Origin of the sequence: Halomonas faecis (assembly GCF_010993975.1) — a bacterium.
Taxonomy (GTDB): Bacteria; Pseudomonadota; Gammaproteobacteria; order Pseudomonadales; family Halomonadaceae; genus Halomonas; species Halomonas faecis.
Genome location: NZ_JAACZO010000056.1, coordinates 134,919 through 156,498, shown reverse-complemented (window position 1 = coordinate 156,498; position 21,580 = coordinate 134,919). Strand labels below are relative to the sequence as shown.

The 21,580-nt window shown below is 63.5% G+C and carries 20 protein-coding genes; 18 read left to right on the top strand and 2 right to left on the bottom strand.

Features of this window, described 5'->3' with window-relative positions:
- Positions 1–5: 5 nt before the first annotated feature.
- The 15 genes from proB to GFD32_RS16505 all read left to right on the top strand — a co-directional run bounded on the left by proB (position 6) and on the right by GFD32_RS16505 (position 15,569).
- Entirely contained in the window at positions 6–1,145 is a 1,140-nt protein-coding gene (proB, locus tag GFD32_RS16575) for a glutamate 5-kinase (protein ID WP_163577702.1), read from the top strand.
- A 213-nt stretch (positions 1,146–1,358) separates the two neighbouring features.
- On the top strand, positions 1,359–1,625 hold the full coding sequence (gene rpsT / locus GFD32_RS16570; protein ID WP_089688437.1) for a 30S ribosomal protein S20: 267 nt from the start codon (positions 1,359–1,361) through the stop codon (positions 1,623–1,625).
- Positions 1,626–1,805: 180 nt separating this feature from the next.
- Entirely contained in the window at positions 1,806–3,329 is a 1,524-nt protein-coding gene (murJ, locus tag GFD32_RS16565; RefSeq protein ID WP_163577772.1) for a murein biosynthesis integral membrane protein MurJ, read from the top strand.
- Between the two features lie 104 nt (positions 3,330–3,433).
- A complete protein-coding gene (ribF, locus tag GFD32_RS16560; protein ID WP_163577701.1) occupies positions 3,434–4,471 on the top strand; it encodes a bifunctional riboflavin kinase/FAD synthetase in 1,038 nt (345 codons plus the stop codon).
- A 9-nt stretch (positions 4,472–4,480) separates the two neighbouring features.
- Positions 4,481–7,315 carry an isoleucine--tRNA ligase gene (ileS, locus tag GFD32_RS16555; RefSeq protein WP_163577700.1) on the top strand — a complete coding sequence of 945 codons (2,835 nt, stop codon included), beginning with the start codon at positions 4,481–4,483 and terminating at the stop codon, positions 7,313–7,315.
- 10 nt (positions 7,316–7,325) lie between these two features.
- A complete protein-coding gene (lspA, locus tag GFD32_RS16550) occupies positions 7,326–7,859 on the top strand; it encodes a signal peptidase II (protein WP_240455690.1) in 534 nt (177 codons plus the stop codon).
- Between the two features lie 40 nt (positions 7,860–7,899).
- Positions 7,900–8,346: an FKBP-type peptidyl-prolyl cis-trans isomerase gene (gene fkpB, locus GFD32_RS16545; RefSeq protein WP_163577698.1), complete on the top strand. Its 447-nt coding sequence runs from the start codon at positions 7,900–7,902 to the stop codon at positions 8,344–8,346.
- A 193-nt stretch (positions 8,347–8,539) separates the two neighbouring features.
- Positions 8,540–9,493: a 4-hydroxy-3-methylbut-2-enyl diphosphate reductase gene (ispH, locus tag GFD32_RS16540; RefSeq protein ID WP_240455689.1), complete on the top strand. Its 954-nt coding sequence runs from the start codon at positions 8,540–8,542 to the stop codon at positions 9,491–9,493.
- Between the two features lie 162 nt (positions 9,494–9,655).
- Positions 9,656–10,072, top strand: coding sequence for a type IV pilin protein (locus GFD32_RS16535; RefSeq protein ID WP_276208816.1), 417 nt, complete (start codon positions 9,656–9,658; stop codon positions 10,070–10,072).
- A gap of 4 nt (positions 10,073–10,076) precedes the next feature.
- Positions 10,077–10,532 carry a GspH/FimT family pseudopilin gene (locus tag GFD32_RS16530; RefSeq protein WP_163577770.1) on the top strand — a complete coding sequence of 152 codons (456 nt, stop codon included), beginning with the start codon at positions 10,077–10,079 and terminating at the stop codon, positions 10,530–10,532.
- Complete coding sequence (pilV, locus tag GFD32_RS20075; RefSeq protein WP_163577696.1) at positions 10,529–10,939, top strand: type IV pilus modification protein PilV; 411 nt, start codon at positions 10,529–10,531, stop codon at positions 10,937–10,939. Before GFD32_RS16530 ends, pilV begins: the two co-directional genes overlap by 4 nt.
- Positions 10,940–10,950: 11 nt before the next feature.
- Positions 10,951–11,448 (top strand): PilW family protein, encoded by a 498-nt coding sequence (locus GFD32_RS16520; protein ID WP_163577695.1) that lies wholly within the window; start codon positions 10,951–10,953, stop codon positions 11,446–11,448.
- Positions 11,449–11,459: 11 nt separating this feature from the next.
- Positions 11,460–12,821, top strand: coding sequence for a pilus assembly PilX family protein (locus GFD32_RS16515; protein WP_163577694.1), 1,362 nt, complete (start codon positions 11,460–11,462; stop codon positions 12,819–12,821).
- Between the two features lie 403 nt (positions 12,822–13,224).
- Entirely contained in the window at positions 13,225–13,941 is a 717-nt protein-coding gene (locus tag GFD32_RS16510; protein WP_163577693.1) for a winged helix-turn-helix domain-containing protein, read from the top strand.
- A complete protein-coding gene (locus GFD32_RS16505; protein ID WP_163577692.1) occupies positions 13,941–15,569 on the top strand; it encodes an ATP-binding protein in 1,629 nt (542 codons plus the stop codon). The genes GFD32_RS16510 and GFD32_RS16505 overlap by 1 nt, the downstream gene beginning before the upstream one ends.
- Here GFD32_RS16505 and GFD32_RS16500 read toward each other — a convergent pair.
- The gene (locus tag GFD32_RS16500) at positions 15,566–16,480 is read right to left on the bottom strand and encodes a LysR family transcriptional regulator (RefSeq protein WP_163577691.1); all 915 of its coding nucleotides are present in this window, start codon (positions 16,478–16,480) and stop codon (positions 15,566–15,568) included. The two genes, GFD32_RS16505 and GFD32_RS16500, sit on opposite strands and share 4 nt — an antisense overlap.
- 102 nt (positions 16,481–16,582) lie before the next feature.
- On the opposite strand from GFD32_RS16500, the gene metE reads away from it, so the two are divergent.
- The 3 genes from metE (at position 16,583) to GFD32_RS16485 (ending at position 20,387) form a co-directional block, all read left to right on the top strand.
- Positions 16,583–18,880, top strand: coding sequence for a 5-methyltetrahydropteroyltriglutamate--homocysteine S-methyltransferase (gene metE, locus GFD32_RS16495; protein ID WP_163577690.1), 2,298 nt, complete (start codon positions 16,583–16,585; stop codon positions 18,878–18,880).
- Between the two features lie 76 nt (positions 18,881–18,956).
- Positions 18,957–19,748: an MliC family protein gene (locus tag GFD32_RS16490; RefSeq protein ID WP_163577689.1), complete on the top strand. Its 792-nt coding sequence runs from the start codon at positions 18,957–18,959 to the stop codon at positions 19,746–19,748.
- A 60-nt stretch (positions 19,749–19,808) separates the two neighbouring features.
- The gene (locus GFD32_RS16485) at positions 19,809–20,387 is read left to right on the top strand and encodes a superoxide dismutase (RefSeq protein ID WP_163577688.1); all 579 of its coding nucleotides are present in this window, start codon (positions 19,809–19,811) and stop codon (positions 20,385–20,387) included.
- 3 nt (positions 20,388–20,390) lie between these two features.
- Here GFD32_RS16485 and GFD32_RS16480 read toward each other — a convergent pair whose 3' ends face one another.
- Positions 20,391–21,458 carry a metal-dependent hydrolase gene (locus GFD32_RS16480; protein WP_163577687.1) on the bottom strand — a complete coding sequence of 356 codons (1,068 nt, stop codon included), beginning with the start codon at positions 21,456–21,458 and terminating at the stop codon, positions 20,391–20,393.
- Between the last annotated feature and the right edge of the window lie 122 nt (positions 21,459–21,580).

Below are 21,580 nucleotides of genomic sequence, written 5' to 3'. Positions count from 1 at the left end.
GTGAGATGACGCTCGAAGATCAGCGAGGAGGGCGTGATGCCTTGCGTGATGCCCGCCGCGTGGTGGTGAAGGTCGGCAGTGCGTTGTTGACCAACGATGGCCGCGGCCTCGACGAGGCGGCCGTCGGCGGTTGGGTGGACCAGATTGCCGCGCTGCACCGCCGTGGCATCGAGGTGGTGCTGGTTTCCTCCGGCGCCGTGGCGGCGGGGATGGTGCGGCTGGGCTGGCAGGCGCGACCCTCGGCGGTCTACCAGCTGCAGGCGGCTGCCGCGGTGGGACAGAACGGCCTGACTCAGTGCTACGAGCACCATTTCGCGCGTCACGACCTGCTCACCGCCCAGGTGCTTCTGACCCACGACGACCTCTCCAACCGCAAGCGCTATCTCAATGCCCGTTCCGCCCTGCGTACCCTGGTCGACCTACGGGTGGTGCCGGTGGTCAACGAGAACGACACCGTGGTCACCGACGAGATCCGCTTCGGCGACAACGATACTCTGGGTGCGCTGGTCGCCAACCTGCTGGAGGCCGATGCGCTGGTCATCCTCACCGACCAGGAAGGCCTCTTCGACGCCGACCCGCGCCACCACGCCGCGGCGCGACTGATCCATGAAGGGCGGGCCGATGACCCCTCCTTCGTGGCGATGGCCGGCGGCAGCGGCACTCTGGGGCGAGGTGGCATGGCCACCAAGGTGCGTGCCGCGCGGCTGGCCGCGCGTTCCGGCGCCTGTACGGCGATCGCCAGCGGCCGTCAGCCTGAGGTGCTCACGCGGCTGGTCGACGGCGAGCGGCTGGGGACGCTGCTCAGCCCCGATCAAGCGCCCATGGCGGCGCGCAAGCGCTGGTTGGCTGGCCAGCTGCAGGTGCGTGGCAGCCTGACCCTGGATGCCGGAGCGGTGAAGGTATTGCGCGATCGTGGCTCGAGTCTGCTGCCGGTGGGCGTCAAGGCGGTATCCGGCAGCTTCGTGCGAGGCGACATGGTGCTGTGCATCGACGAACATGGCGAGCGCGTGGCCAAGGGGCTGGTCAACTACGGTGCCGACGACGCCCGCCAGATTCAGGGGCAACCCAGCCATCGGATCGAGGCGATCCTCGGTTTCATGGAGGCGCCGGAGCTGATACACCGCGACAACCTCGTGGTCGTGTGATGGGCGCGGGGGGCGTCGGGTGCTGGCATGACGCATCGAGGCTATGATAGGATGCGCCATCCTCTCAGACACGGCCCATAAGCGATCGCTTCTCAGCAAGCGGTCGGCCAGATGGCCAGGCCGACGGGGATCTTTTTCTTTTCCTGTCGGATCAATCGGTTAAATACGTGTCGCCCGGTGCGGCGGCAGCAACTTTCTCCAAGGAGACAGTCAGTGGCAAACAGCAAGCAAGCCCGCAAGCGGGCCCGTCAGGCCGAGGGCCGTCGTGTCCTGAAGGCGAGCCAGCGCAGCATGGTTCGTACCTACGTCAAGAACGTCATCAAGGCCATCAATGGCGGCGACCACGCCCAGGCCATGGACGCTTTCAAGCAGGCGCAGCCGATCATCGATCGCATCGCCGACAAGGACGTGCTGTCGAAGAAGAAGGCCGCTCGCCTCAAGAGCCGTCTCAACGCGCGCATCAAGGCGCTCGCGGCGTAAGGCCGGTGAGGCGCCAGAAAAAACCGGCTGCGGCCGGTTTTTTTGTGCCCGACCGCAAGACTTTCGCGTCGACCGAGGAAGATCGTGACGGATCGCCAGCCACCCGGTTCACCGCCCGAGCCCGAGACATCGACCGTGACCGATGACGAGCGCGCCGTGGCCCCAAAGAGCGGGGGTCTGATGCGCTCGGGCCTGGTGGTCAGTGCCATGACCATGCTTTCGCGTGTCATGGGGCTGGTGCGCGACGTGGTCATCGCCGCGCTGCTCGGGGCGGGCAATGGCGCGGACGCCTTCTTCGTGGCTTTCAAGATCCCCAACTTCCTGCGTCGACTGTTCGCCGAGGGCGCCTTCAACCAGGCCTTCGTGCCGGTGCTCTCCGAGGTGGCGACCCGCGGCAGCAAGCGCGAGGTGCGCGAGCTGCTCGATGCGGTAGCCGGCAGCCTCGCGGCGGTGCTCGCCTTGATCACCGCCTTGGCCATGCTGGCCGCTCCCTGGCTGGTATGGCTTTTCGCCCCCGGCTTCGGTCGCGACCCGGCGAAGCTGGCGCTCACCGCCGACATGCTGCGCCTTACCTTCCCCTACCTGCTGCTGATCTCGCTCACCGCCTTTGCCGGCAGTACCCTCAATACCTGGAACCGCTTCGCAGTGCCGGCCTTCACCCCGGTGCTGCTCAACCTCGCGCTGATCGGTTCGGCGCTCGCGCTCACTCCGCTGTTCGCCGAGCCGGCCATGGCACTGGCCTGGGGCGTGCTGATCGCCGGCCTCGCCCAACTGGCCTTCCAGGTGCCATTCCTGGCGCGTCTGGGTTTGTTGCCTCGGCCCTGGCCCGACTTCGCCCACGCCGGTGTGCGACGCATCCTCAAGCTGATGGTGCCGGCGCTGTTCGGCGTCTCGGTATCGCAGATCAACCTGCTGCTCGATACCGTGCTCGCCTCGTTGCTGGCGGCGGGGAGCGTCTCCTGGCTCTATTATTCCGACCGCCTGGTCGAGCTGCCGCTGGGCGTATTCGGCATCGCCATCGGCACGGTGATCTTGCCGGCGCTCTCCAAGCGCCATGCCGAGCAGTCCCGTGAGCACTTCAGCGCCATGCTCGACTGGGCGATTCGCAGCGTGCTGCTGCTGGGCCTGCCGGCGGCACTGGCGCTGGTGGTGCTCGCCGAGCCACTGCTGATCAGCCTGTTCCACTACGGCGCCATGACCGAACACGACATCACCATGGCGGCGATGAGCCTGCGTGCCTATGCCGTGGGTTTGGTCGCCTTCATGCTGATCAAAGTGCTGGCGCCAGGCTTCTTCGCCCGTCAGGACACCAAGACCCCGGTGAAGGTGGGTATCGTTGCCATGGTGGCCAACATGGTCTTCAACCTGATTCTCATCTGGCCGCTGGCGCATGCTGGCCTGGCGCTGGCCACCGCGCTTTCGGCGTTCATGAACGCCGGCATGCTGGGCTGGCTGCTGCGCCGCGAGGGCGTGTTGGTCTTCCAGCCTGGCTGGGGGCGCTACGGCGTGCAGCTGCTTGGCGGCTGCACGGTGATGGTGGCGGGATTGGCGTGGCTCGCGCCCGAGTGGCAGGCCTGGCTCGGCTGGTCGGTGTGGGCGCGCGCCGCCTGGCTGGGGGCATTGGTACTCGCCGGTGCGGGGCTCTATTTCGCCTGGCTTGCCGCCACCGGGGTACGTCTACGCCATTTTCGAATGAAAAGCTGAAGCGAGCACATGAAAGGCTGAGAGAAAGACCAAGCCGGTTCGGCTGTCAAGGGGGGCTCGGTCCGTTATAATCGACGACTTTACACCGTCCGGGTGGCATCGCCATGCAAGTGATTCGAGGACTGCACAACCTGCGCGAGACGCATCGCGGCTGCGTGGCCACCATCGGCAATTTCGATGGGGTGCATCGCGGCCATCGGGCGATTCTCGAGCAGTGTCGCGAGCAGGCCTCACGCCTGGGGGTGCCGGTGACCGTGGTGGTGTTCGAGCCCCAGCCGCGCGAGTTCTTCGCCGGCGATCAGGCACCGCCGCGGCTGACCCGCCTGCGCGAAAAGGTGCGCCTGCTCGGTGAGTGCGGCGTGGAGTACGTGCTCTGTCTGCCGTTCAACGAGGCGCTGAGAAGCCTGACCGCCGAGGCCTTCATCGACCGTGTGCTGATCGAAGGGCTGGGGGTGCGCCACCTGGTGGTGGGCGACGACTTCCGCTTCGGCTGCGACCGCCGCGGCGACTTCCACCTGCTCACGGCGGTGGGCGAATCGAGCGGCTTTGGCGTCGAGCATACGCGAACCTTCACCCTCGACGACGAACGCGTCTCCAGCACCCGAGTTCGAACCCTGTTGGCCAGCGGCAACTTCGCCGGTGCGGCACGCATGCTGGGGCGCCCTTACCGGCTCTCCGGCCGAGTGGTGGCCGACCAGAAGCTCGGCCGCACCATTGGCGTGCCCACCGCCAACCTGCCGCTGCTGCCTCTGCCGCTGGCTCTGCGCGGCGTCTACGCCGTGGTCGCCGAGTTGCCTAACGGCACGGCTCGCGCCGGCGTGGCCAACATCGGCTGGCGGCCCACGGTAGGCAGCCATCGGCCGGTGCTCGAAGTGCACCTGTTCGATTTCGACGGCGAACTCTACGGCGAGCGACTGGCGGTCACGCCCTGTGCCAAGTTGCGCGGCGAGATCAAGTTCGACGACTTCGCGGCGCTCAAACGGCAGATTGCTGCTGATCTGCGGCGGGCGCAGCGCTATTTCGTCGAGCACCCGCTCAGCATGGGCGACCACACCCTTTTCCTGGCATCGGCGCCGTTGGCGCGCGAGGCCGCGACTTTCGATTCCTCGGCGGAGCTGCCCGCCGACCACGACGACGGCTGACCCCCGAATATGAGCGACTACAAGCATACGCTGAACCTGCCCGAAACCGACTTCCCCATGCGCGGCATGCTGCCCAAGCGCGAGCCCGAGCGGCTGGCGCAGTGGGATGCGCTGGATCTCTACCACCGCCTGCGCGAAGAGCGCCGCGGCCGCCAGCTCTTCGTGCTGCACGATGGCCCTCCCTATGCCAATGGCAGCATTCACATCGGTCATGCGCTCAACAAGATCCTCAAGGACATCATCGTCAAGTCCCGGAACCTGGCCGGCTTCGACGCACCCTACGTGCCTGGCTGGGACTGCCATGGTCTGCCCATCGAACACAAGGTCGAGACGACCCATGGCAAGCACCTGGAGCCGGCTCAGGCTCGGGCGTTGTGTCGTGAGTATGCCGCCGAGCAGATCGAGGGGCAGCGCAAGAGCTTCATTCGCCTGGGGGTGATCGGCGACTGGGAGCGTCCTTATCGCACCATGGACTTTGCCAACGAGGCCGGCGAGATTCGTGCCCTGGCCGACATGGTCGAGGCGGGTTACGTCTTCAAGGGCTTGAAGCCGGTCAACTGGTGTTTCGACTGCGGCTCGGCGCTGGCCGAAGCCGAGGTGGAGTACCAGGACAAGCAGTCCGATGCCATCGACGTGGCGTTCCCCTGCGTCGAGGACGGCAAGCTGGCCGCTGCCTTCGGGTTGACCGAGCTGCCCAAGCCCGCCGCCGTGGTGATCTGGACGACCACGCCCTGGACCATCCCCGCCAACCAGGCACTTAACGTGCACCCCGAGTTCACTTATGCCCTGGTCGACGTGGGTGACCGGCTGTTGCTGCTGGCCGAGGAGCTGGTGGAGAGCTGCCTAGAGCGCTACGGACTCGAGGGGCGTATCATCGCCACCGCAGCCGGCCAGCGACTGGAGTTGATCGAGTTCGCACATCCCTTCTACGAGCGCCGTGCGCCGATGTTCCTGGCGGACTACGTGGAAGTCGAGGAGGGCAGTACCGGTATCGTCCACTCGGCACCGGTGCACGGGGTCGATGACTTCGAGTCATGCCGTCGATACGGCATCGAATTCGACGACTTCATCAGTGTCGTCAAGGGCGATGGCGTCTATGTGGACGACCTGCCCTTCTTCGGCGGGCAGTCGATCTGGAAGGCCAACCTCCAGATCGTCGCCAAGCTCGACGAGGTCGATGCCTTGCTGGCCCACCACCCGATCACGCATAGCTACATGCACTGTTGGCGCCACAAGACGCCGGTGATCTATCGGGCCACCGCCCAATGGTTCGTGGGCATGGACGTGACCGGCGGCGATGGCCGTAGCCTGCGCGAGCGGGCGCTAGCCGGTATCGAGGCGACGACCTTCACGCCCGCCTGGGGCAAGGCGCGCCTGCACTCGATGATCGCCAACCGCCCGGACTGGTGTATCTCGCGCCAGCGCAACTGGGGGGTACCGATTCCCTTCTTCCTCCACCAGCAGACCGGCGAGCTGCATCCGCGCACCGTCGAGCTGATGGAAGAGGTGGCGAAGCGCGTCGAGCGCGAGGGCATCGATGCCTGGTTCCGCCTGGAGGCGGCCGAGCTGCTGGGCGACGAGGCCAGCGAGTACGAGAAGGTCACCGATACTCTGGACGTCTGGTTCGATTCCGGTACCACGCATCGCCATGTGATGCGCGGTTCGCACCCGATGGGGCATGACCAGGGGCCGCGTGCCGATCTGTATCTCGAAGGTTCGGATCAGCACCGTGGCTGGTTCCATTCCTCGCTGCTCACCGGCTCGGCGATCGATGGTCATCCCCCATATCGCCAGTTGCTCACCCACGGCTTTACCGTGGACGAGAAGGGGCACAAGCAGTCCAAGTCGAAGGGCAACGTGGTCGACCCCCAGGACGTGATGGACCAGTACGGCGCCGACATCCTGCGCCTATGGGTCGCTTCGACCGATTATTCCGGCGAGATGGCAGTCTCCGATCAGATCCTCAAGCGCACCGCCGATGTCTATCGACGCATCCGTAATACGTCGCGCTTCCTGCTGGCCAACCTCAGCGGCTTCGAACCCGGGCGCGATGCCCTGGCCTTCGATGACATGCTGGCTCTGGACCGGTGGGTGGTGGACCGTGCTGCCCAATTGCAGGCGCGCATCCAGCAGGCATACGAGGAGTATCGTTTCCTTGATGTCTACCAGCAGGTGCATGGCTTCTGTGCCCGGGAACTGGGCGGTTTCTATCTGGACGTGATCAAAGATCGCCAGTACACCACCCAGGTGGATTCGGTGGCCCGTCGCAGTGCTCAGACCGCGCTGTACCATGTCGTCCAGGCGCTGGTCCGCTGGATCGCGCCGATCCTTAGCTTCACCGCCGAGGAGATTTACGAGCATATCCCCGGCACGCGTGGCGAGAGCATCCTGCTCGAGGAATACTATGATGGCTTGGGCGCCTTGAGTGACGAGGCCGAACTGGGACGCGACTTCTGGGAGCGGGTGCTTAATGTCAAGCAGGCCGTCAACAAGTGCCTGGAGGAGGCCCGCAATGCCAAGGTGATCAAGGGCAACCTGGCCGCCGAGATCACGCTCTACGTGGATGACGAACTCCGCGAGACCCTGAGCCGTCTCGGCGACGAGCTGCGCTTCGTGATGCTGACCAGCGAAGTGCACCTGGCGTCGCTGGCTGATGGCGGCGATGCCGAGGTGACCGAACTCGAGGGACTCAAGGTGGCCGTCGCGGCCAGCGAATACCGCAAGTGCGAGCGCTGCTGGCACCACCGCGAGGACGTCGGCCAGCATGCCGGTCACGAGGACCTGTGCGGTCGTTGTATCAGCAACCTGCCGGACGGTCCCGGCGAGACTCGTCACTATGCGTGAGGTGGGCAGCATGCCCGAACATGACACCAGGCAGGGCGCTGAGGTGGCGCCCATGAGGCAGCCGTTGCGCTGGCTGTGGCTGGCTGCGGCGGTACTGGTGCTGGACCTGGCCACCAAGACCGCTGCCACGACCTGGCTGGAGTACGCCCGTCCGGTGGAAGTGCTACCCTTCTTCGACCTGACGCTGTTGCACAACACCGGGGCGGCGTTCAGCTTTCTGGCCGATCACCCCGGCTGGCAGCGCTGGTTCTTCGCCGCCATCGCCGTGGGCGCGAGTGTCGGCCTGACGATCTGGATGCGCCGGCTCAAGGCCGACGAAACCCTGATGGCCGTCTCCCTGGCAGCGATCATCGGCGGGGCGCTGGGCAACCTCTATGACCGTCTGGTCCACGGCTACGTGGTGGATTTCCTTTCCTTCCATCTGGCCGGCTGGTACTACCCGGCCTTCAACGTGGCGGACATCGGCATCACCCTGGGGGCCATCGGGCTGATCTGGGAATCGGTGTTCGGCGAGAGGCGCCGGGCGCGCCAGCGGAACCACTGACGCTCGGGCGAGTCTCGAGTCGCAACGCATGAGAGAAACGATGACCGATTACCGCATCGACGAAGGCATGGAAGTGACCCTGCACTTCACCCTCAAACTGGAAGACGGCACCGTGGTGGATTCCACCCGCGACAAGTCGCCGGCCACCTTCGCGGTCGGCGACGGCAACCTGCCGCCCGGCTTCGAGAAGCCCATCCAGGGCATGGGGGCGGGCGAAAGCGGCGCCTTCGAGATCACTCCGGAGCATGCCTTCGGCCAGCACAACCCGCAGAACATCCAGCTGCTCAAGCGCGATGACTTCGAGGACATGGAGCCCGAGGTGGGCACGGTGATGTCCTTCGCCGACCCCGCCGGCGGCGAGCTGCCTGGGGTGATCAAACGCGTCGACGAAAAACAGGTGGAGGTGGACTTCAACCATCCGCTGGCGGGGCGTACCCTGACCTTCGAGGTGGAAGTGCTGGGTGTGAAGCCTGCACAGACCCACTGAGTTTGCACATCTACGTATTCTTGGTTGAGGGGCGCCGGGGGCAGGTCGAAGCGAAGGTCTTTTGCCAGGGATGGCAAAAGTAGCGCCCAGGGATGGGTTCACAGCGCCTTCGCGTAGAGCCCTGCCGCCGGAACAGCCCCCGATCCATGAGAGAATTCCTGACGGAATGCCGAGGCATCAAGGCAAGGCAACCATGCAAATCAAGCTGGCCAATCCGCGCGGCTTCTGCGCCGGCGTCGACCGCGCCATCGAGATCGTCAACCGGGCGCTGGATGTCTTCGGCCCGCCCATCTACGTGCGCCACGAGGTGGTTCACAACCGCTTCGTGGTCGACAGCCTGCGCGAGCGGGGGGCGGTGTTCGTCGAGGAGCTCCATGAAGTGCCTGACGACGTCATCGTCATCTTCTCCGCCCATGGCGTCTCTCGCGCCGTGCAGGAGGATGCCGAGCGCCGCGGCCTCAAGGTATTCGACGCCACCTGCCCGCTGGTCACCAAGGTGCACATGGAAGTGTTGCGCTACGCCAAGCGTGGCCAGGAGTGCATCCTGATCGGTCACGCAGGTCACCCCGAGGTGGAAGGCACCATGGGTCGCTACGACACGCGCCATGGCGGGCAGATCTACCTGGTGGAAGACGAGAACGACGTGGCCCGGCTCGAGGTCGAGGATCCGAGCCGGCTCGCGTTCGTCACCCAGACGACGCTCTCCATGGACGACACCGCCAAGGTGATCGACGCCCTGCGCGCCAAGTTCCCGGCCATCGACGGACCGCGCAAGGACGACATCTGCTACGCCACCCAGAACCGCCAGGATGCGGTACGCGACCTCGCTGCCGGCAGCGACCTGCTGCTGGTGGTGGGCAGCCCCAACAGCTCCAACTCCAATCGCCTGCGTGAACTCTCCGAGCGCGTCGGAACACCGGCCTACCTGATCGACAACGCCGAGCAGATCGACCCGGCCTGGCTGGAAGGCGTGAACTCGGTGGGTGTTACCGCCGGGGCTAGCGCCCCCGAGGTGCTGGTCAAGGGCGTGATCGAACGCCTGCAGCGCCTTGGTGCCACGGCGCCGGAAGAACTCGCCGGCCGCGAGGAGACCATCACCTTCTCCATGCCGCGGGAACTGCGCGAACGGGTCATTGCCAGCGGCTAGAATGGGGGCCACGCGAGTGCTAGCTATCTGGTAAGGCTCATCTGCCATCCTTCATCAACGAAGCCGGGCAAATGCCCGGCTTCGTTGATCTCGTCCCTGGTACCTGCGACTGAGTTGCCACATACTGAAATCGAACGCCGCACCGCAGGGGAGACGTACCGCGTGACCAGCTACCACCGCTTCTGCCACCAGATACCGTCAGCTCGGGTACGCCGAAGCACCGGCTTCACGCTGATCGAGCTGCTGATCACCGTGGCCATCATCGGTATCCTCGCCGCTATCGCCTATCCGAGCTACCAGAACTACGTGAAGAACGCCCGCGTCAGCGATGGACAGGCCAAGTTGTTGGAAATCGCCGGGCAACTGGAGCGCTGTTACACCAACAGTTACTCCTATGAAGGGTGTGTTAGCTTACCGGTAGATTCTGAGAAAGGTTTCTATGAAATTAATTTTGAAGGGGATGCGGGCTCTACCTTTACGTTAAAGGCAACACATGATGGTGGCCAAGTTAGGTCGGGGTGTGAAACGTTGAAGGTTGACCAAACCGGTAAAACTACACCCGAGTCGGGATGCTGGTGATGCGATGCGACAGCGCGGTTTCACGCTAATCGAGCTGCTGGTCACCATTGCCGTGATCGTCATCATGGCGACCATCGCCATTCCGGGGTTTCAGAGCATGATGGCCACCAACCGCCTCAACAGCGATTACAACGAGATCCTCTCCGGGCTCTATCTCGCCCGCAGCGAAGCCATCAAGCGGCGCGAGGAGGTTTCCTTCGAGGTAATGGCCGGCTCGCCCTGGGAGTACCGGGTCTATGTGACGGATGACGGCAGTGAAGCCCCCATTCGTACTCGCAATGCCTCAGGTGATGAGATCACGCTATCCGACGACAGCACCGTCGAGTTCGATCGGCTGGGGCGCATCGTCGAGCCCTCGGATTGTGACGTCGGCTGCACGTTGACCGTCAGCCATGACGATGGGGATAGCAAGGACATCCAGATCAGTGGCTTTGGCAGAATCGGCCGAGGTGGCTCATGACGGCGAAGCAGCAGTGTGGCTTCACGCTGATCGAAGCGTTGGTAGCGCTGCTGGTGCTTTCCATCGGACTGTTGGGCGTGGCGGCCATGCAACTGAAGTCGCTGCAGAGTGCGCATGCCGGGTATCAGCGCTCCGTTGCCACTCTGGCAGCCATGGATGCCCAAGAAAGAACATGGGCAAAGTTGGCCGAAGTGGATGACTGCCCTAGTGGATCGGACATTTCAACCATTTCCAGTGACTGGGTCGAACAATGGTTCGGTGACGGGAAAATCATGTCGGATGCAGGAAATAGCCAGGTCGCGGAAGAAGATGACTGCGAATACAAGGTAACGGTGAACTGGGAAGAACACCGCCTTGAAGCGGGGGACGGGCGCTTTGAATATTTATACCGCTTGCCGGATATCTGAGGGTAAGTGTAATGGATGAGAAAAGGCTGGCGCTGACAGGTAGTGCGAAGCAAGAAGGGTTCTCGCTCGTCGAGTTGATGGTAGCTTTGCTGATTGGCCTTGTCATTATTTTGGGTGCCGGCCAGCTGTTTCTGACAGGGTTTCAGAATTTCAGAAAGGTGGAGGAGCTGGGCGATAAGCAGGCTGCTTTAACGTTTGCAGCAGACGTGTTGGTGCGTGAAATCCGGAGGTCGGAAAAGCCTGTTGAAGCCGATGATGATGAACTGATCGTTTATATTGATGGCGAGTCGCGCCGGTATTTTCTCTCTGAGTCTAGTGGTGAGTGGTCTTTGTATGTCCAAGTTGACTCTGATAGCTCGCAGCCCGTTGTGGATGGCTTTCAGGGGAGTGATGCATTCAGTGTGGAAGAACCATCATCTGGCCATTTAAGGGTTACGTTTGACCTTGTCGGTGAGAAGGAAAGCATCATTTTTCATGCCATGAACCGGACCGAGGCAGTTGCGGATTGAGGGGGCAGATTATGAAAAAGCAGCAGGGTGCCGCGCTGATCGTCGTCCTTTCCATGCTGACGATGTCGCTGATGCTTGGCCTTTCCGGCATGCAGTCGTCGCTGGTAGAAGAGCGCTTGGCAGGGAATTATAAGGCAGCGGCCGAGGTGCAGATGGGGGCTGAGAAAGCTGCGTCTTTAGGGTGGAGTAATGTTGAAAGTGCTGTTTACGAAGATGTTTCCGTTGATGATGTAAATGGGATGGGTTGGGATAGCTTCATTAATGATGATGAATTTTCTAATAGTAAGGTAAGTGGTGGTTGTGAGTCAGGTGTTAAATGTTATTATCGGTATGTAAATGATGGTGGAAGATTTTACATTGCTTCCATGGGTGCGATTGGCGAAAATTCGACTGAGAGTGACTTGTTGCTTGTCGAAATTATAGATGGTTCAGGTGGTACGCCATTTAATGAGGCTGTTGTTGGCTGTGAAGCTGTTTCGATGACAGGTAGTGGTGATGTTCAGGGAGGTGTTATATCTGGTGGTGATGTGGATCTTTCTGGAGGAGTTTTTCCGCCGGCACGCATTTCTGCAGCTGGGGATATTAATTATCCTAGCTGGTGGGATGGGGATTCCACCTACAGTGAAGCCATTTCTGGTTATGATGATAACTATGATTTTGGTGATTGTGATGAGTTAGGTGTTTTGGCTGATGATGGCTCTCCAGGTGAGATGTTCGATGATGTTTGGGCGGATGCATCCTTGATTTCTGCGTCAGAGTGGTTTGATAAAAATGGTTGTTCATATTGTTACTCAGAAAATAATAATAAATTTACTTTTTCTGGGGGGCGTAATAATCAAGATGCGTCACGCACTGTTATAGGTAGTAAGGGTGAGAGTTCAGTGATAGGAATTAATAAGGACGTGTCCAGTGGCGGGCGGCTTGAAGAACTGTACGTTGAAGGTGATGTGAAGCTGATAGTGGACGGTGACTTTGATTTGGGGGATAATACCCTTCTTAGGGTTTCTGATGATGCGAGTTTAGAAATATATGTTACTGGTAAGACTCGCTTGGGTGGCGGAGCAAATCTTCTGGCTGGGCAGGAATTTGTTAGGGAAAGCGACGGGGGGGAGAATAGGCCTGCAGTAGTGATATATAGTTCATATACACAATCAGGTGGTAATCCCGGTGTTGTTTTGAATGGTGGAAATGATTCGCATGCAGTAGTTTATGCTCCTTACTCGCATGCGAGGATAACCGGAAGTGGAGCATTGTATGGTTCAATAAGGGCTAAAGAAGTAGATCTTAGGGGGTCAGGTTTGGTTGATTATTCAGATGACTTAGATCTGGTTTCAGGGAGTGGTGATGGATTTTCCATTATCAATTGGCGCTAGCTATTATTTATAGCTAGATAGTTTTTGTAAGTTCCTATTGCTTATAATGCCCCGGCACGATCACCCGCTCCCCATTCGGTCCAGGCTTCACATGGGTCGGCACGTAGACCCGTTTGATGACGCTGCGTGGCTTGTCGTCGCTCATCGGTCAGCCCCTCCTGTCGGATGAATGTTTCGGTCTACGCTACGCCTGATGGGTGTGCGAATCAATCCTGTTTCGGTCGTGGCTGATTCACGTCAAAGCCTGTGGATAACCTGTGATAGCACGGTGTGCTACCTGTGAGGGGCGATTGCCATGCACGCTTGCACGCGCCGGGGCGCTTTTCGGGTATCCTTATCTCAGTGCGGAGGCAGCAGACAACCACCTGCCTGGTAACCATGCCCAAGCAAGGGAAAGACGAGGATGGAAGACAACCTGGAGCCCGGTGACCGGGAACACGTACTGATCATCGAGGACGATGAGCGTCTCGCTACGCTGACCCGCGACTACCTCGAGGCCAACGGCTTTCGTGTGACGCTGGAGGCCGATGGAGCCAACGGCGTCGAACGGATCGTGACGCTGCAGCCGGATCTGGTGATTCTCGACCTGATGTTGCCCGGCGAGGATGGTCTTTCGATCTGTCGTCGGGCTCGTTCCGATTTCGCCGGACCGATCCTGATGCTGACGGCGCGCACCGACGACATGGACCAGGTGCTGGGGCTGGAAATGGGCGCCGACGATTACGTCGCCAAGCCGGTGCAGCCCCGCGTTCTGCTGGCGCGCATGCGAGCGTTGCTGCGCCGTGCCGAGAGCGCCGAGTCGATGGGCGGCGAGATGCAACTCACCTTCGGCAACCTCGACATCGACAGCGCGACCCGCGAGGCTTGGCTTCGCGGTGAGCGTATCGAGTTGACCAGCGCCGAGTTCGATCTGTTGTGGCTGCTGGCCAGCAATGCCGGGCGCGTACTGAGTCGTGAGGAGATATTCTCGCAGCTGCGCGGCATCAAGTATGACGGTCAGGATCGCTCCATCGACGTGAGGGTGTCGCGCATCCGGCCCAAGATCGGTGACGACCCCAATCATCCGCATCGCATCAAGACGGTGCGCAGCAAGGGGTATCTGTTCGTCAAGGATGGCTGATGGCGCTTCCTCGGACTCTGGTCGACAATACCTTCCTGCGCGTCTACGTACTGATCGCGCTGGTTCTGGTATTGACCGGTGGCCTGGCAGTGGGTGGCTTCCTGCTGGTCGACAAGGTGCGCCGTGAGCACTACCACGAGCAGTTGGCCACCTCTCCCATGGCGCTGTTGACCGCCCAACTGGCGGCTCTGCCCGAGGCCGAGCGTAGCGCCTGGCTGCAGCGCCAGGGCGGTGAGCTCGATATCGACATGGCGTTGCACGAACTCCCTTCTCATCCTCTGGGCTATTTCGAGCGCGCGCGCCTGGAAGCCGGGCGCACCCTGGTCGAAGAGCGGGATGAAGGAGGATGGCGGCTGCATCGCAAGCTGCCCGGCGAAGCGCGGGTGCTCACCGCCTCGCTGAGCAGCTTGGGTGAGCATCAGTTGCTGGGGCTGACCGGCATGTTGGGCGATTGGCTCTCGGCCGTGCAGGGCGAGGAGCGTCTCGAGCGTTTGCAGCGGCTTCAGGGGTCGGCCATTCCGCTGGTACTCACTCAGGCTCCGCCGGAAGACCTCGAGCCGGCGCAGCTGGCGCGTTTGCAGGAAGCCGAGGTGGTCATTCGTCTGCTGCCTCAGCGCTGGGCGCTATCGCTCTACCTGCGTTTGCCTACCGAGCAGGATGGGTTCGAGTGGGTACAGGTGGGGCCGCTCAACGCCTTCGAGCCCATGCCGCTGTCGCTGTCGATCCTGCTGGCGGTGATCATTCTGCTGGGACTGGCCGGGGCCATCTACGTCATCGTGCGTGGCGTGGAGGGACGCATGGCGCGGCTCGAGCTGGCGGCAACGCGTATTGCCAGCGGCCACCTGGATACGCGCATGAAAGTCGAGAGCGGCGACTTCATGGGGCGTCTGGGCATGGCCTTCAACGGCATGGCGGCCCAGGTGCAGTCGCTGTTGCGCGCTCAGCAGGAGATGATTCGTGCCGTCTCCCATGAGCTGCGCACCCCCGTGGCGCGCATTCGCTTTGCCGTGCAGATGGTCGAGGACATGACCGAAGAGGAGGCCGTGCGCCGCCAGCTGGGGGGCATCGACAGCGACATCGAGGAGCTCGATGGTCTGATCGACGAGATTCTCACCTATGCACGGCTGGGCGGCGACCAGGGGCAGAACATGGCGCTTGAGACCGAGCCGGTGGACTGTCGGGCCATGGCGCAGCGCGTGGTCGAGGCGCTGGCGCCGCTACACCCGCACCTCGAGCTGAATACGGCCCCCGGCGAAGACATCGAGGTCGAGGCCGAGCCGCGCTACCTGCAGCGTGCCCTGCAGAACCTGGTGAGCAATGCCTGCAGCCATGCCCAGTCCGACGTGTTGATCAGCTTGCACGGCGAGCACCGTGCGATACGCATCGACGTCGAAGACGACGGCCCCGGGATCCCCGAAGCCCAGCGCCAGGCGGTCTTCAAGCCCTTTGCGCGCCTCGACGACAGTCGCACGCGCCGCTCCGGCGGCTATGGGCTGGGGTTGTCCATCGTGCAGAAGGTCATGGCCTGGCACGGCGGCAGCGCCATGGTGGACGACAGCCCCACGCTGGGCGGGGCGCGCTTTACGCTGCTGCTGCCGCGTCGCTACCCGGTGAGCCACGACGGCTAGGCCGGGCGAATGCCCTCCAATACGGCGAAGGAGGTCTCCCGGGCTGTGCGCAGGAAGTCTTCCATCCACGGCAGGCTGCGGGTCTCCTCGCGTACGGCCGCGAACAGCGTGCTCCAAACCCCGCTCTCGCCGAGGGGCACCGCCTTGACGTAGTCGCGCTCGAGATACTCGGTCAGCGCCCAGTTGGGCAGCGCACAGACGCCGCGTCCGCTGGCCACGAGCTGCATCATCATGATGGTGAGTTCGGCCGTGCGTACCTCGCGGGGGCGTACGTTGGCAGGGTTGAGAAATTGGGTGAAGACATCCAGGCGGCCATGTTCCACCGGATAGGTGATCAGCGTCTCGTCGGCCAGCTCCTGGGGGGTGACGAAGGCCTGGCCAGTCAATCGGTGCTGGCGCGCCACGGCCAGCAGGCCCTGATAGCGGAACAGCGGCTCGTAGTGGACTCCGGCAAGCGGTTGCGGGTCGGCGGTGATCACCAGGTCGAGCTGCTCGCGGGCCAGTGCCGGCAGCGGGTCGAAGTGATGGCCACCGGGAATGTCGACCTCCACTTCCGGCCAGTGGTTGCGGAAGTGATCGATGGTGGGCATCAGCCATTGGAAGCAGCTGTGGCACTCGATGGCCATGTGCAGTCGTCCGGCTTCCTGGCCGACCAGTCTGGCCAGGTCACGCTCGGCCATGCGTACCTGAGGCAGCACCTGCTCGGCCAGGGTCAGCAGGCGCTGGCCGGCGCGCGTGAACTCGACGGGACGGGTCTTGCGCAGGAACAACGGGTTGCCCAGCCGCTCCTCGAGATCCTTGATCTGGTGGGAGAGTGCCGACTGGGTGAGGTGCACCCGCTCGGCGGCTTCCACTAGCGAGCCGGCATCGCGCAGGGCGATCAACGTGCGGAGATGGCGTAGTTCGAGCATTGAGTGAATTCACTTCATGTTTTGAATTAGCAAGTTTAGTTTGATTCACCAAGGGTGGCCAGCGAGACTTTGTCGAATCATTCATTCGGCAAAGGATTCATCATGACACTGGCTCATGTACTGGGCTACCCGCGCATCGGGGCCCGTCGCGAACTCAAGCATGCCCTCGAGGCCTACTGGCGCGGTGACAGTGACCGCGAGACCCTCGAGGCCACCGGCCGCGAGCTGCGTGCACGGCACTGGCTGGCCCAGCGCGAGGCCGGGCTCGATCTGGTCACGGTGGGCGATTTCGCTTTCTATGATCAGGTGCTCGATGTCTCGGTCATGCTGGGTGCCGTGCCGCCACGTTTCGCCGCCGACGACGAGCTCGCCCGTGGCGATGTGGATCTGGACACCGCCTTTCGCATGGCGCGCGGCCGGGCGCCCAGCGGTGAACCGGCGGCGGCCTGCGAGATGACCAAGTACTTCGATACCAACTATCACTACCTGGTGCCCGAGCTGCATGCCGGGCAGAGGTTCCGGCTGGCCAGTTCGCGGCTCTTCGACGAAGTGGCCGAGGCACGTGCTGCCGGGCACCCGGTCAAGGCGGTGCTCACCGGGCCGCTGACCTGGCTGTGGCTGGGCAAGGCGCACGACGAGTCATTCGATCGCCTCTCCCTGCTCGAGGAGCTGCTGCCGGTCTACGGGGAGATCCTCGCGCGGCTGGCCGACGAGGGGGTGGAGTGGGTCCAGCTCGACGAACCGGCACTGGTGCAGGATCTCCCGCCAGCCTGGAAACAGGCCTACGAGGCCGCCTACAACGCCCTGCAGAGCGCGCCGGTCAAGCTGCTGGTGGCGAGCTACTTTGGCGGGCTCGGCGACAACCTGCAGGTGGCGGTGAACCTGCCGGTGGAGGGCCTGCACATCGACGCCGTGCGCGCCCCCGAGCAGCTCACGGCGGTGCTCGACAACCTGCCGGCCTACAAGGTGCTCTCGGTGGGGGCCATCGATGGGCGCAACGTGTGGCGCGCCGATCTGGCCGTGCTGCGCGAGCGCCTGGCGAACGCTCGCCTGCGTCTCGGTGAGCGGTTGTGGCTAGCGCCTTCCTGTTCGCTGCTGCACGTGCCGGTGGATCTGGCGAGCGAGACCGAACTGGATGCCGAGCTGACCAGCTGGCTTGCCTTCGCTCGCCAGAAACTCGACGAGACGGTGACTCTCGCGCGGTTGCTGGATGGCCGCGACGGTGCGGCGGAGCGCGACCGGGTGGCGGCCGCCACGGCGGCACTCGATACCCGCCGCGCATCGCCGCGCCTGCACCGGCCGGCCGTCGCCGAGCGGCTGGCACGGCTAACCGACGCCGACGTCTCCCGCGCCAATCCCTATCCGGTGAGGGCCCGCACCCAGCAGCGCTCCCTCGATCTGCCGCTGTTCCCCACCACCACCATCGGCTCCTTCCCGCAGACGGCGGAGATCCGTGCCACCCGGCGGGCCTACAAGATTGGCGAGCTGTCGTGGGAGGCTTACGAGGCGCGCATGCGTGAAGCCATTGACGAAGCCGTGGCACGCCAGGAGGCGCTGGGGCTCGATGTGCTGGTGCACGGCGAGGCAGAGCGCAACGACATGGTGGAGTACTTCGGCGAACAGCTCGAAGGCTATGCCTTCACCCGTTTCGGCTGGGTTCAGAGCTACGGCTCGCGCTGCGTCAAGCCGCCGATCCTGTATGGTGACGTGACCCGACCCGCGCCCATGACGGTAGCGTGGAGCCGCTACGCCCAGTCGCTCACCGAGCGACCGATGAAAGGAATGCTCACCGGCCCGGTGACCATGCTGCAGTGGGCTTTCGTGCGTGACGATCAACCGCGCGAGACCACCTGTCGGCAGATCGCCCTGGCGCTGCGCGACGAGGTCGCCGACCTGGAGGCCGCCGGCCTACCGGTCATCCAGATCGACGAGCCGGCGCTGCGCGAGGGGCTGCCGCTGCGTCAGGCCGAGTGGCAGGGCTATCTCGACTGGGCGGTGGCGTGCTTTCGTCTGGCGGCTTCGGTGGCCGACGATGCCACCCAGATCCACACTCACATGTGCTATTCGGAGTTCAACGACATCATCGCTGCCATCGCGGCGCTGGATGCCGACGTCATCACCATCGAGACCTCGCGTTCGCACATGGAGCTGCTCGATGCCTTTCGCGACTTCGCCTATCCCAACGCCATCGGTCCGGGAGTCTACGACATCCACTCGCCGAACGTGCCCGAGGTGGCGTGGATGGTGCAGCTGCTGGAAAGAGCGGCCGAGCGCATCCCGGTCGATCGCCTGTGGGTCAACCCGGACTGCGGCCTCAAGACCCGCGACTGGCCGGAGGTGGAGGCGGCGCTGGCGCGCATGGTCGAGGCGGCTCGGGAACTGCGGCAGCGCTACCGCTAACCTTGCCGAGTCGGTGCCCGGCGCCGAGGCTGGTATGCTTGCGGCGATGGAATCCCTATCCCGCAAGGAGTCTGCCATGACGTTTCGCTTACCGTTCGGGCCGTTGTTGCGCCTGCCGCTGCTGTTAACGGCCTTGGCCACCGTGACCGGCTGTGCCACTACGCCGGGTGACGCCACCGAGTCCGAAGCTCCCGCGCCCGAAATCAGTGAGTCACGCGGGAGCGCGATGCCCGACGGTGACTCGACCGTGTCGCCGACGGCGCCGTTGATGCCGTCGCTGCTGTTTGCCGGCGGTGCGGACGAGTTCCAGGCCTGGCGCTGCACGCCGGCGCAGGATCTGGTTGCTGCGGTGACCGAAGAGGAGCTGCGGCTGTGGTCCGCCCATGGCGCCTACCGCCTGTTGCCGGCCGTGGTGGCCAGCGGCTCGCGCTATCAACAGGGCGACCTCAGCTTCTGGGCCAAGGGAGACGAAGCCATGGTGGAGAGCGCCAATGGCCGGCTGGACTGCACGGCCGACATGACGCGCAGCACCCTGACCCGCGACCAGCGGCCCGGCGTGATGTTCCACGGGCGCGGCAACGAACCCGGTTGGACGGTAAGCCTGGCCCACGACGTGCCAGAGCTGTCGATGGTACTGGACTATGGCGAGCGCGAGCTTTCCCTGCCCTATCGCGTCGTCGAAATGGATAATGCCGATGGGCGGGTGAAGCTCGCCAGCGGCCGGGCCGATCAGCCCTTCACCCTGGAGCTGGAAGCCCGGGCGTGTTTCGACTCCATGAGTGGCAAGCCCTTTCCGGCCCGGGTGACCCTGTCGCTCGACGGCGAGACGTATCGGGGCTGTGGACAGGGCATCGCGCCAGCCGACTGAGTCGGATGGCACAGGTTGTCCTTGCTCTGCATCGACCGTGACGCCAAGGAGTCAATGAACATGGTATTCGAATTGCCCGCACTGCCTTATGAGAAGAATGCGCTGGCACCGCATCTGTCTGCCGAGACGCTCGACTACCACTACGGCAAGCATCACCAGGCCTACGTCGACAAGCTCAACGAGCTGATCGAGGGCACCGAGGACGCCGACAAGACCCTGGAAGAGATCATCCAGTCGTCCTCTGGCGGGCTATTCAACCAGGCGGCGCAAGTGTGGAACCACACCTTCTATTGGCACTGCCTGTCGCCCCATGGCGGCGGCGAGCCGGGCGGCGCGCTGGCCGAGGCGATCGATGCCCGGTTCGGTTCCTTCGCCACGTTCAAGGAGACCTTCAACGCCCAGGCAATGGCCAACTTCGGCTCCGGCTGGACCTGGTTGATCAAGACCGGCGACGGCGGTGTGGACATCGTCAACACCAGCAACGCCGACACCCCTATCGCCCATGGCCGGATTCCGCTGCTGACCATCGATGTGTGGGAGCACGCCTACTACATCGACTACCGCAATGCGCGGCCCAAGTACCTCGAAAACGTCTGGAAGATCCTCAACTGGGACTTCGTCGCCCTGAATTTCGATTGATGTTCAGCAGTGGCCGGGGGTGGCAATGTGCCACTGGGGCGCGACGAACCGGCTGGTGCAGAAGGCCGGCTCGGTATCGAGCAGGCGACCGGCCAGACGCGACAGGGCATCGCGGTCGGCACGCTGCGGGGAGGGAAGCTGAACGCTGGCGGCCACCGGCTGCCAGGTGTCGCCGTCGCGGGTGGCCAGGGTGAAGCTGAACGGGTAGAAGCCGGGAAAGCCCAGGCGCAGATCGGTGGCGACCAGCGTTTCCCGTCCGTCGTGTTCCTGCACTGCGTAGCGCAGGAAGGGGGCGGCGAACCAGGCCAGGCGCTCGCCATGGCGGGTGGCCAGCGCCGCCGCCTCGAGTTCGGCGCCGCGACGGAAGGTCTCCAGCGCTGGCGGCTCGTCGCCGTCGAATACGCCGATCAGTGCCTCGTGGTGGCGCTCGCCATCGATCAGCGTGGCACGCCACAGCAGGATGTTGAACGGCGTGGGCTGTACCAGGCGCGGGGCGCTCTCCAGCCCCCGTTCGACGAGCACCGGCTCGAGACGTTGCGTCACCAGGGTCTTGGCACCGACGGCCAGTACCAGGTAGGCGCAGGCCAGTGCCAGTCCCCAGGAGGGGGCGCGCTGGCCGTTACCGGTCGCCAGGGCCGTGGCGACGCCGATCAGTAACGGCAGGGTGACCAGCGGGTCGATGATGAACACCACCGGCCAGGCCGTGGGACGGACCTCCAGCGGCCACCACAGCTGGGTGCCGTAGGTGGTCAGGGCGTCGAGCAATGGATGGGTGAGCAGGCACAGGGCGAAGAAGGTCCACCAGCGCAGCCGCGAGATGTCGCGAGCAGCGGCGAAACGCTGGGTGAACGTGGCCAGCAGGGTGGCCAGGCCGGTGAGCACGAACAACGAATGGCTGAAACCGCGGTGCTCGGTCACGTTGGCCACGGCATCGCCGTAGTCGATCAGCACATCGAGATCGGGCAGCGTACCCAGTGCCGCGCCAATCAGCACTGCCTTGCGGCCCAGTCGCCGGCCGAGTACGGCGCCGCCGACGGCCGCACCCAGCGCGGCCTGCGTCACGGTATCCATGGTCGAACGGTCCCTCGCTGGCAGGAAGTGTCCTCTATGATGCCAGGCTCTTCGCGTGGGTTCCTTACTCCTGGCGGTGGCCGACCAGCGCTGAGGGCCTCATGATGTGCAATCGGCTATTG

What these genes read in the sequence shown, in the direction of transcription:
- proB (WP_163577702.1), top strand. Translation starts at nt 6, where the DNA reads ATGACGCTCGAAGATCAGCGAGGAGGGCGTGATGCCTTGCGTGATGCC.
- murJ (WP_163577772.1), top strand. Translation starts at nt 1,806, where the DNA reads ATGCGCTCGGGCCTGGTGGTCAGTGCCATGACCATGCTTTCGCGTGTC.
- ribF (WP_163577701.1), top strand. Translation starts at nt 3,434, where the DNA reads ATGCAAGTGATTCGAGGACTGCACAACCTGCGCGAGACGCATCGCGGC.
- ileS (WP_163577700.1), top strand. Translation starts at nt 4,481, where the DNA reads ATGAGCGACTACAAGCATACGCTGAACCTGCCCGAAACCGACTTCCCC.
- lspA (WP_240455690.1), top strand. Translation starts at nt 7,326, where the DNA reads ATGCCCGAACATGACACCAGGCAGGGCGCTGAGGTGGCGCCCATGAGG.
- fkpB (WP_163577698.1), top strand. Translation starts at nt 7,900, where the DNA reads ATGACCGATTACCGCATCGACGAAGGCATGGAAGTGACCCTGCACTTC.
- ispH (WP_240455689.1), top strand. Translation starts at nt 8,540, where the DNA reads ATGCAAATCAAGCTGGCCAATCCGCGCGGCTTCTGCGCCGGCGTCGAC.
- GFD32_RS16530 (WP_163577770.1), top strand. Translation starts at nt 10,077, where the DNA reads ATGCGACAGCGCGGTTTCACGCTAATCGAGCTGCTGGTCACCATTGCC.
- pilV (WP_163577696.1), top strand. Translation starts at nt 10,529, where the DNA reads ATGACGGCGAAGCAGCAGTGTGGCTTCACGCTGATCGAAGCGTTGGTA.
- GFD32_RS16520 (WP_163577695.1), top strand. Translation starts at nt 10,951, where the DNA reads ATGGATGAGAAAAGGCTGGCGCTGACAGGTAGTGCGAAGCAAGAAGGG.
- GFD32_RS16515 (WP_163577694.1), top strand. Translation starts at nt 11,460, where the DNA reads ATGAAAAAGCAGCAGGGTGCCGCGCTGATCGTCGTCCTTTCCATGCTG.
- GFD32_RS16510 (WP_163577693.1), top strand. Translation starts at nt 13,225, where the DNA reads ATGGAAGACAACCTGGAGCCCGGTGACCGGGAACACGTACTGATCATC.
- GFD32_RS16505 (WP_163577692.1), top strand. Translation starts at nt 13,941, where the DNA reads ATGGCGCTTCCTCGGACTCTGGTCGACAATACCTTCCTGCGCGTCTAC.
- GFD32_RS16500 (WP_163577691.1), bottom strand. Translation starts at nt 16,480, where the DNA reads ATGCTCGAACTACGCCATCTCCGCACGTTGATCGCCCTGCGCGATGCC.
- metE (WP_163577690.1), top strand. Translation starts at nt 16,583, where the DNA reads ATGACACTGGCTCATGTACTGGGCTACCCGCGCATCGGGGCCCGTCGC.
- GFD32_RS16490 (WP_163577689.1), top strand. Translation starts at nt 18,957, where the DNA reads ATGACGTTTCGCTTACCGTTCGGGCCGTTGTTGCGCCTGCCGCTGCTG.
- GFD32_RS16485 (WP_163577688.1), top strand. Translation starts at nt 19,809, where the DNA reads ATGGTATTCGAATTGCCCGCACTGCCTTATGAGAAGAATGCGCTGGCA.
- GFD32_RS16480 (WP_163577687.1), bottom strand. Translation starts at nt 21,458, where the DNA reads ATGGATACCGTGACGCAGGCCGCGCTGGGTGCGGCCGTCGGCGGCGCC.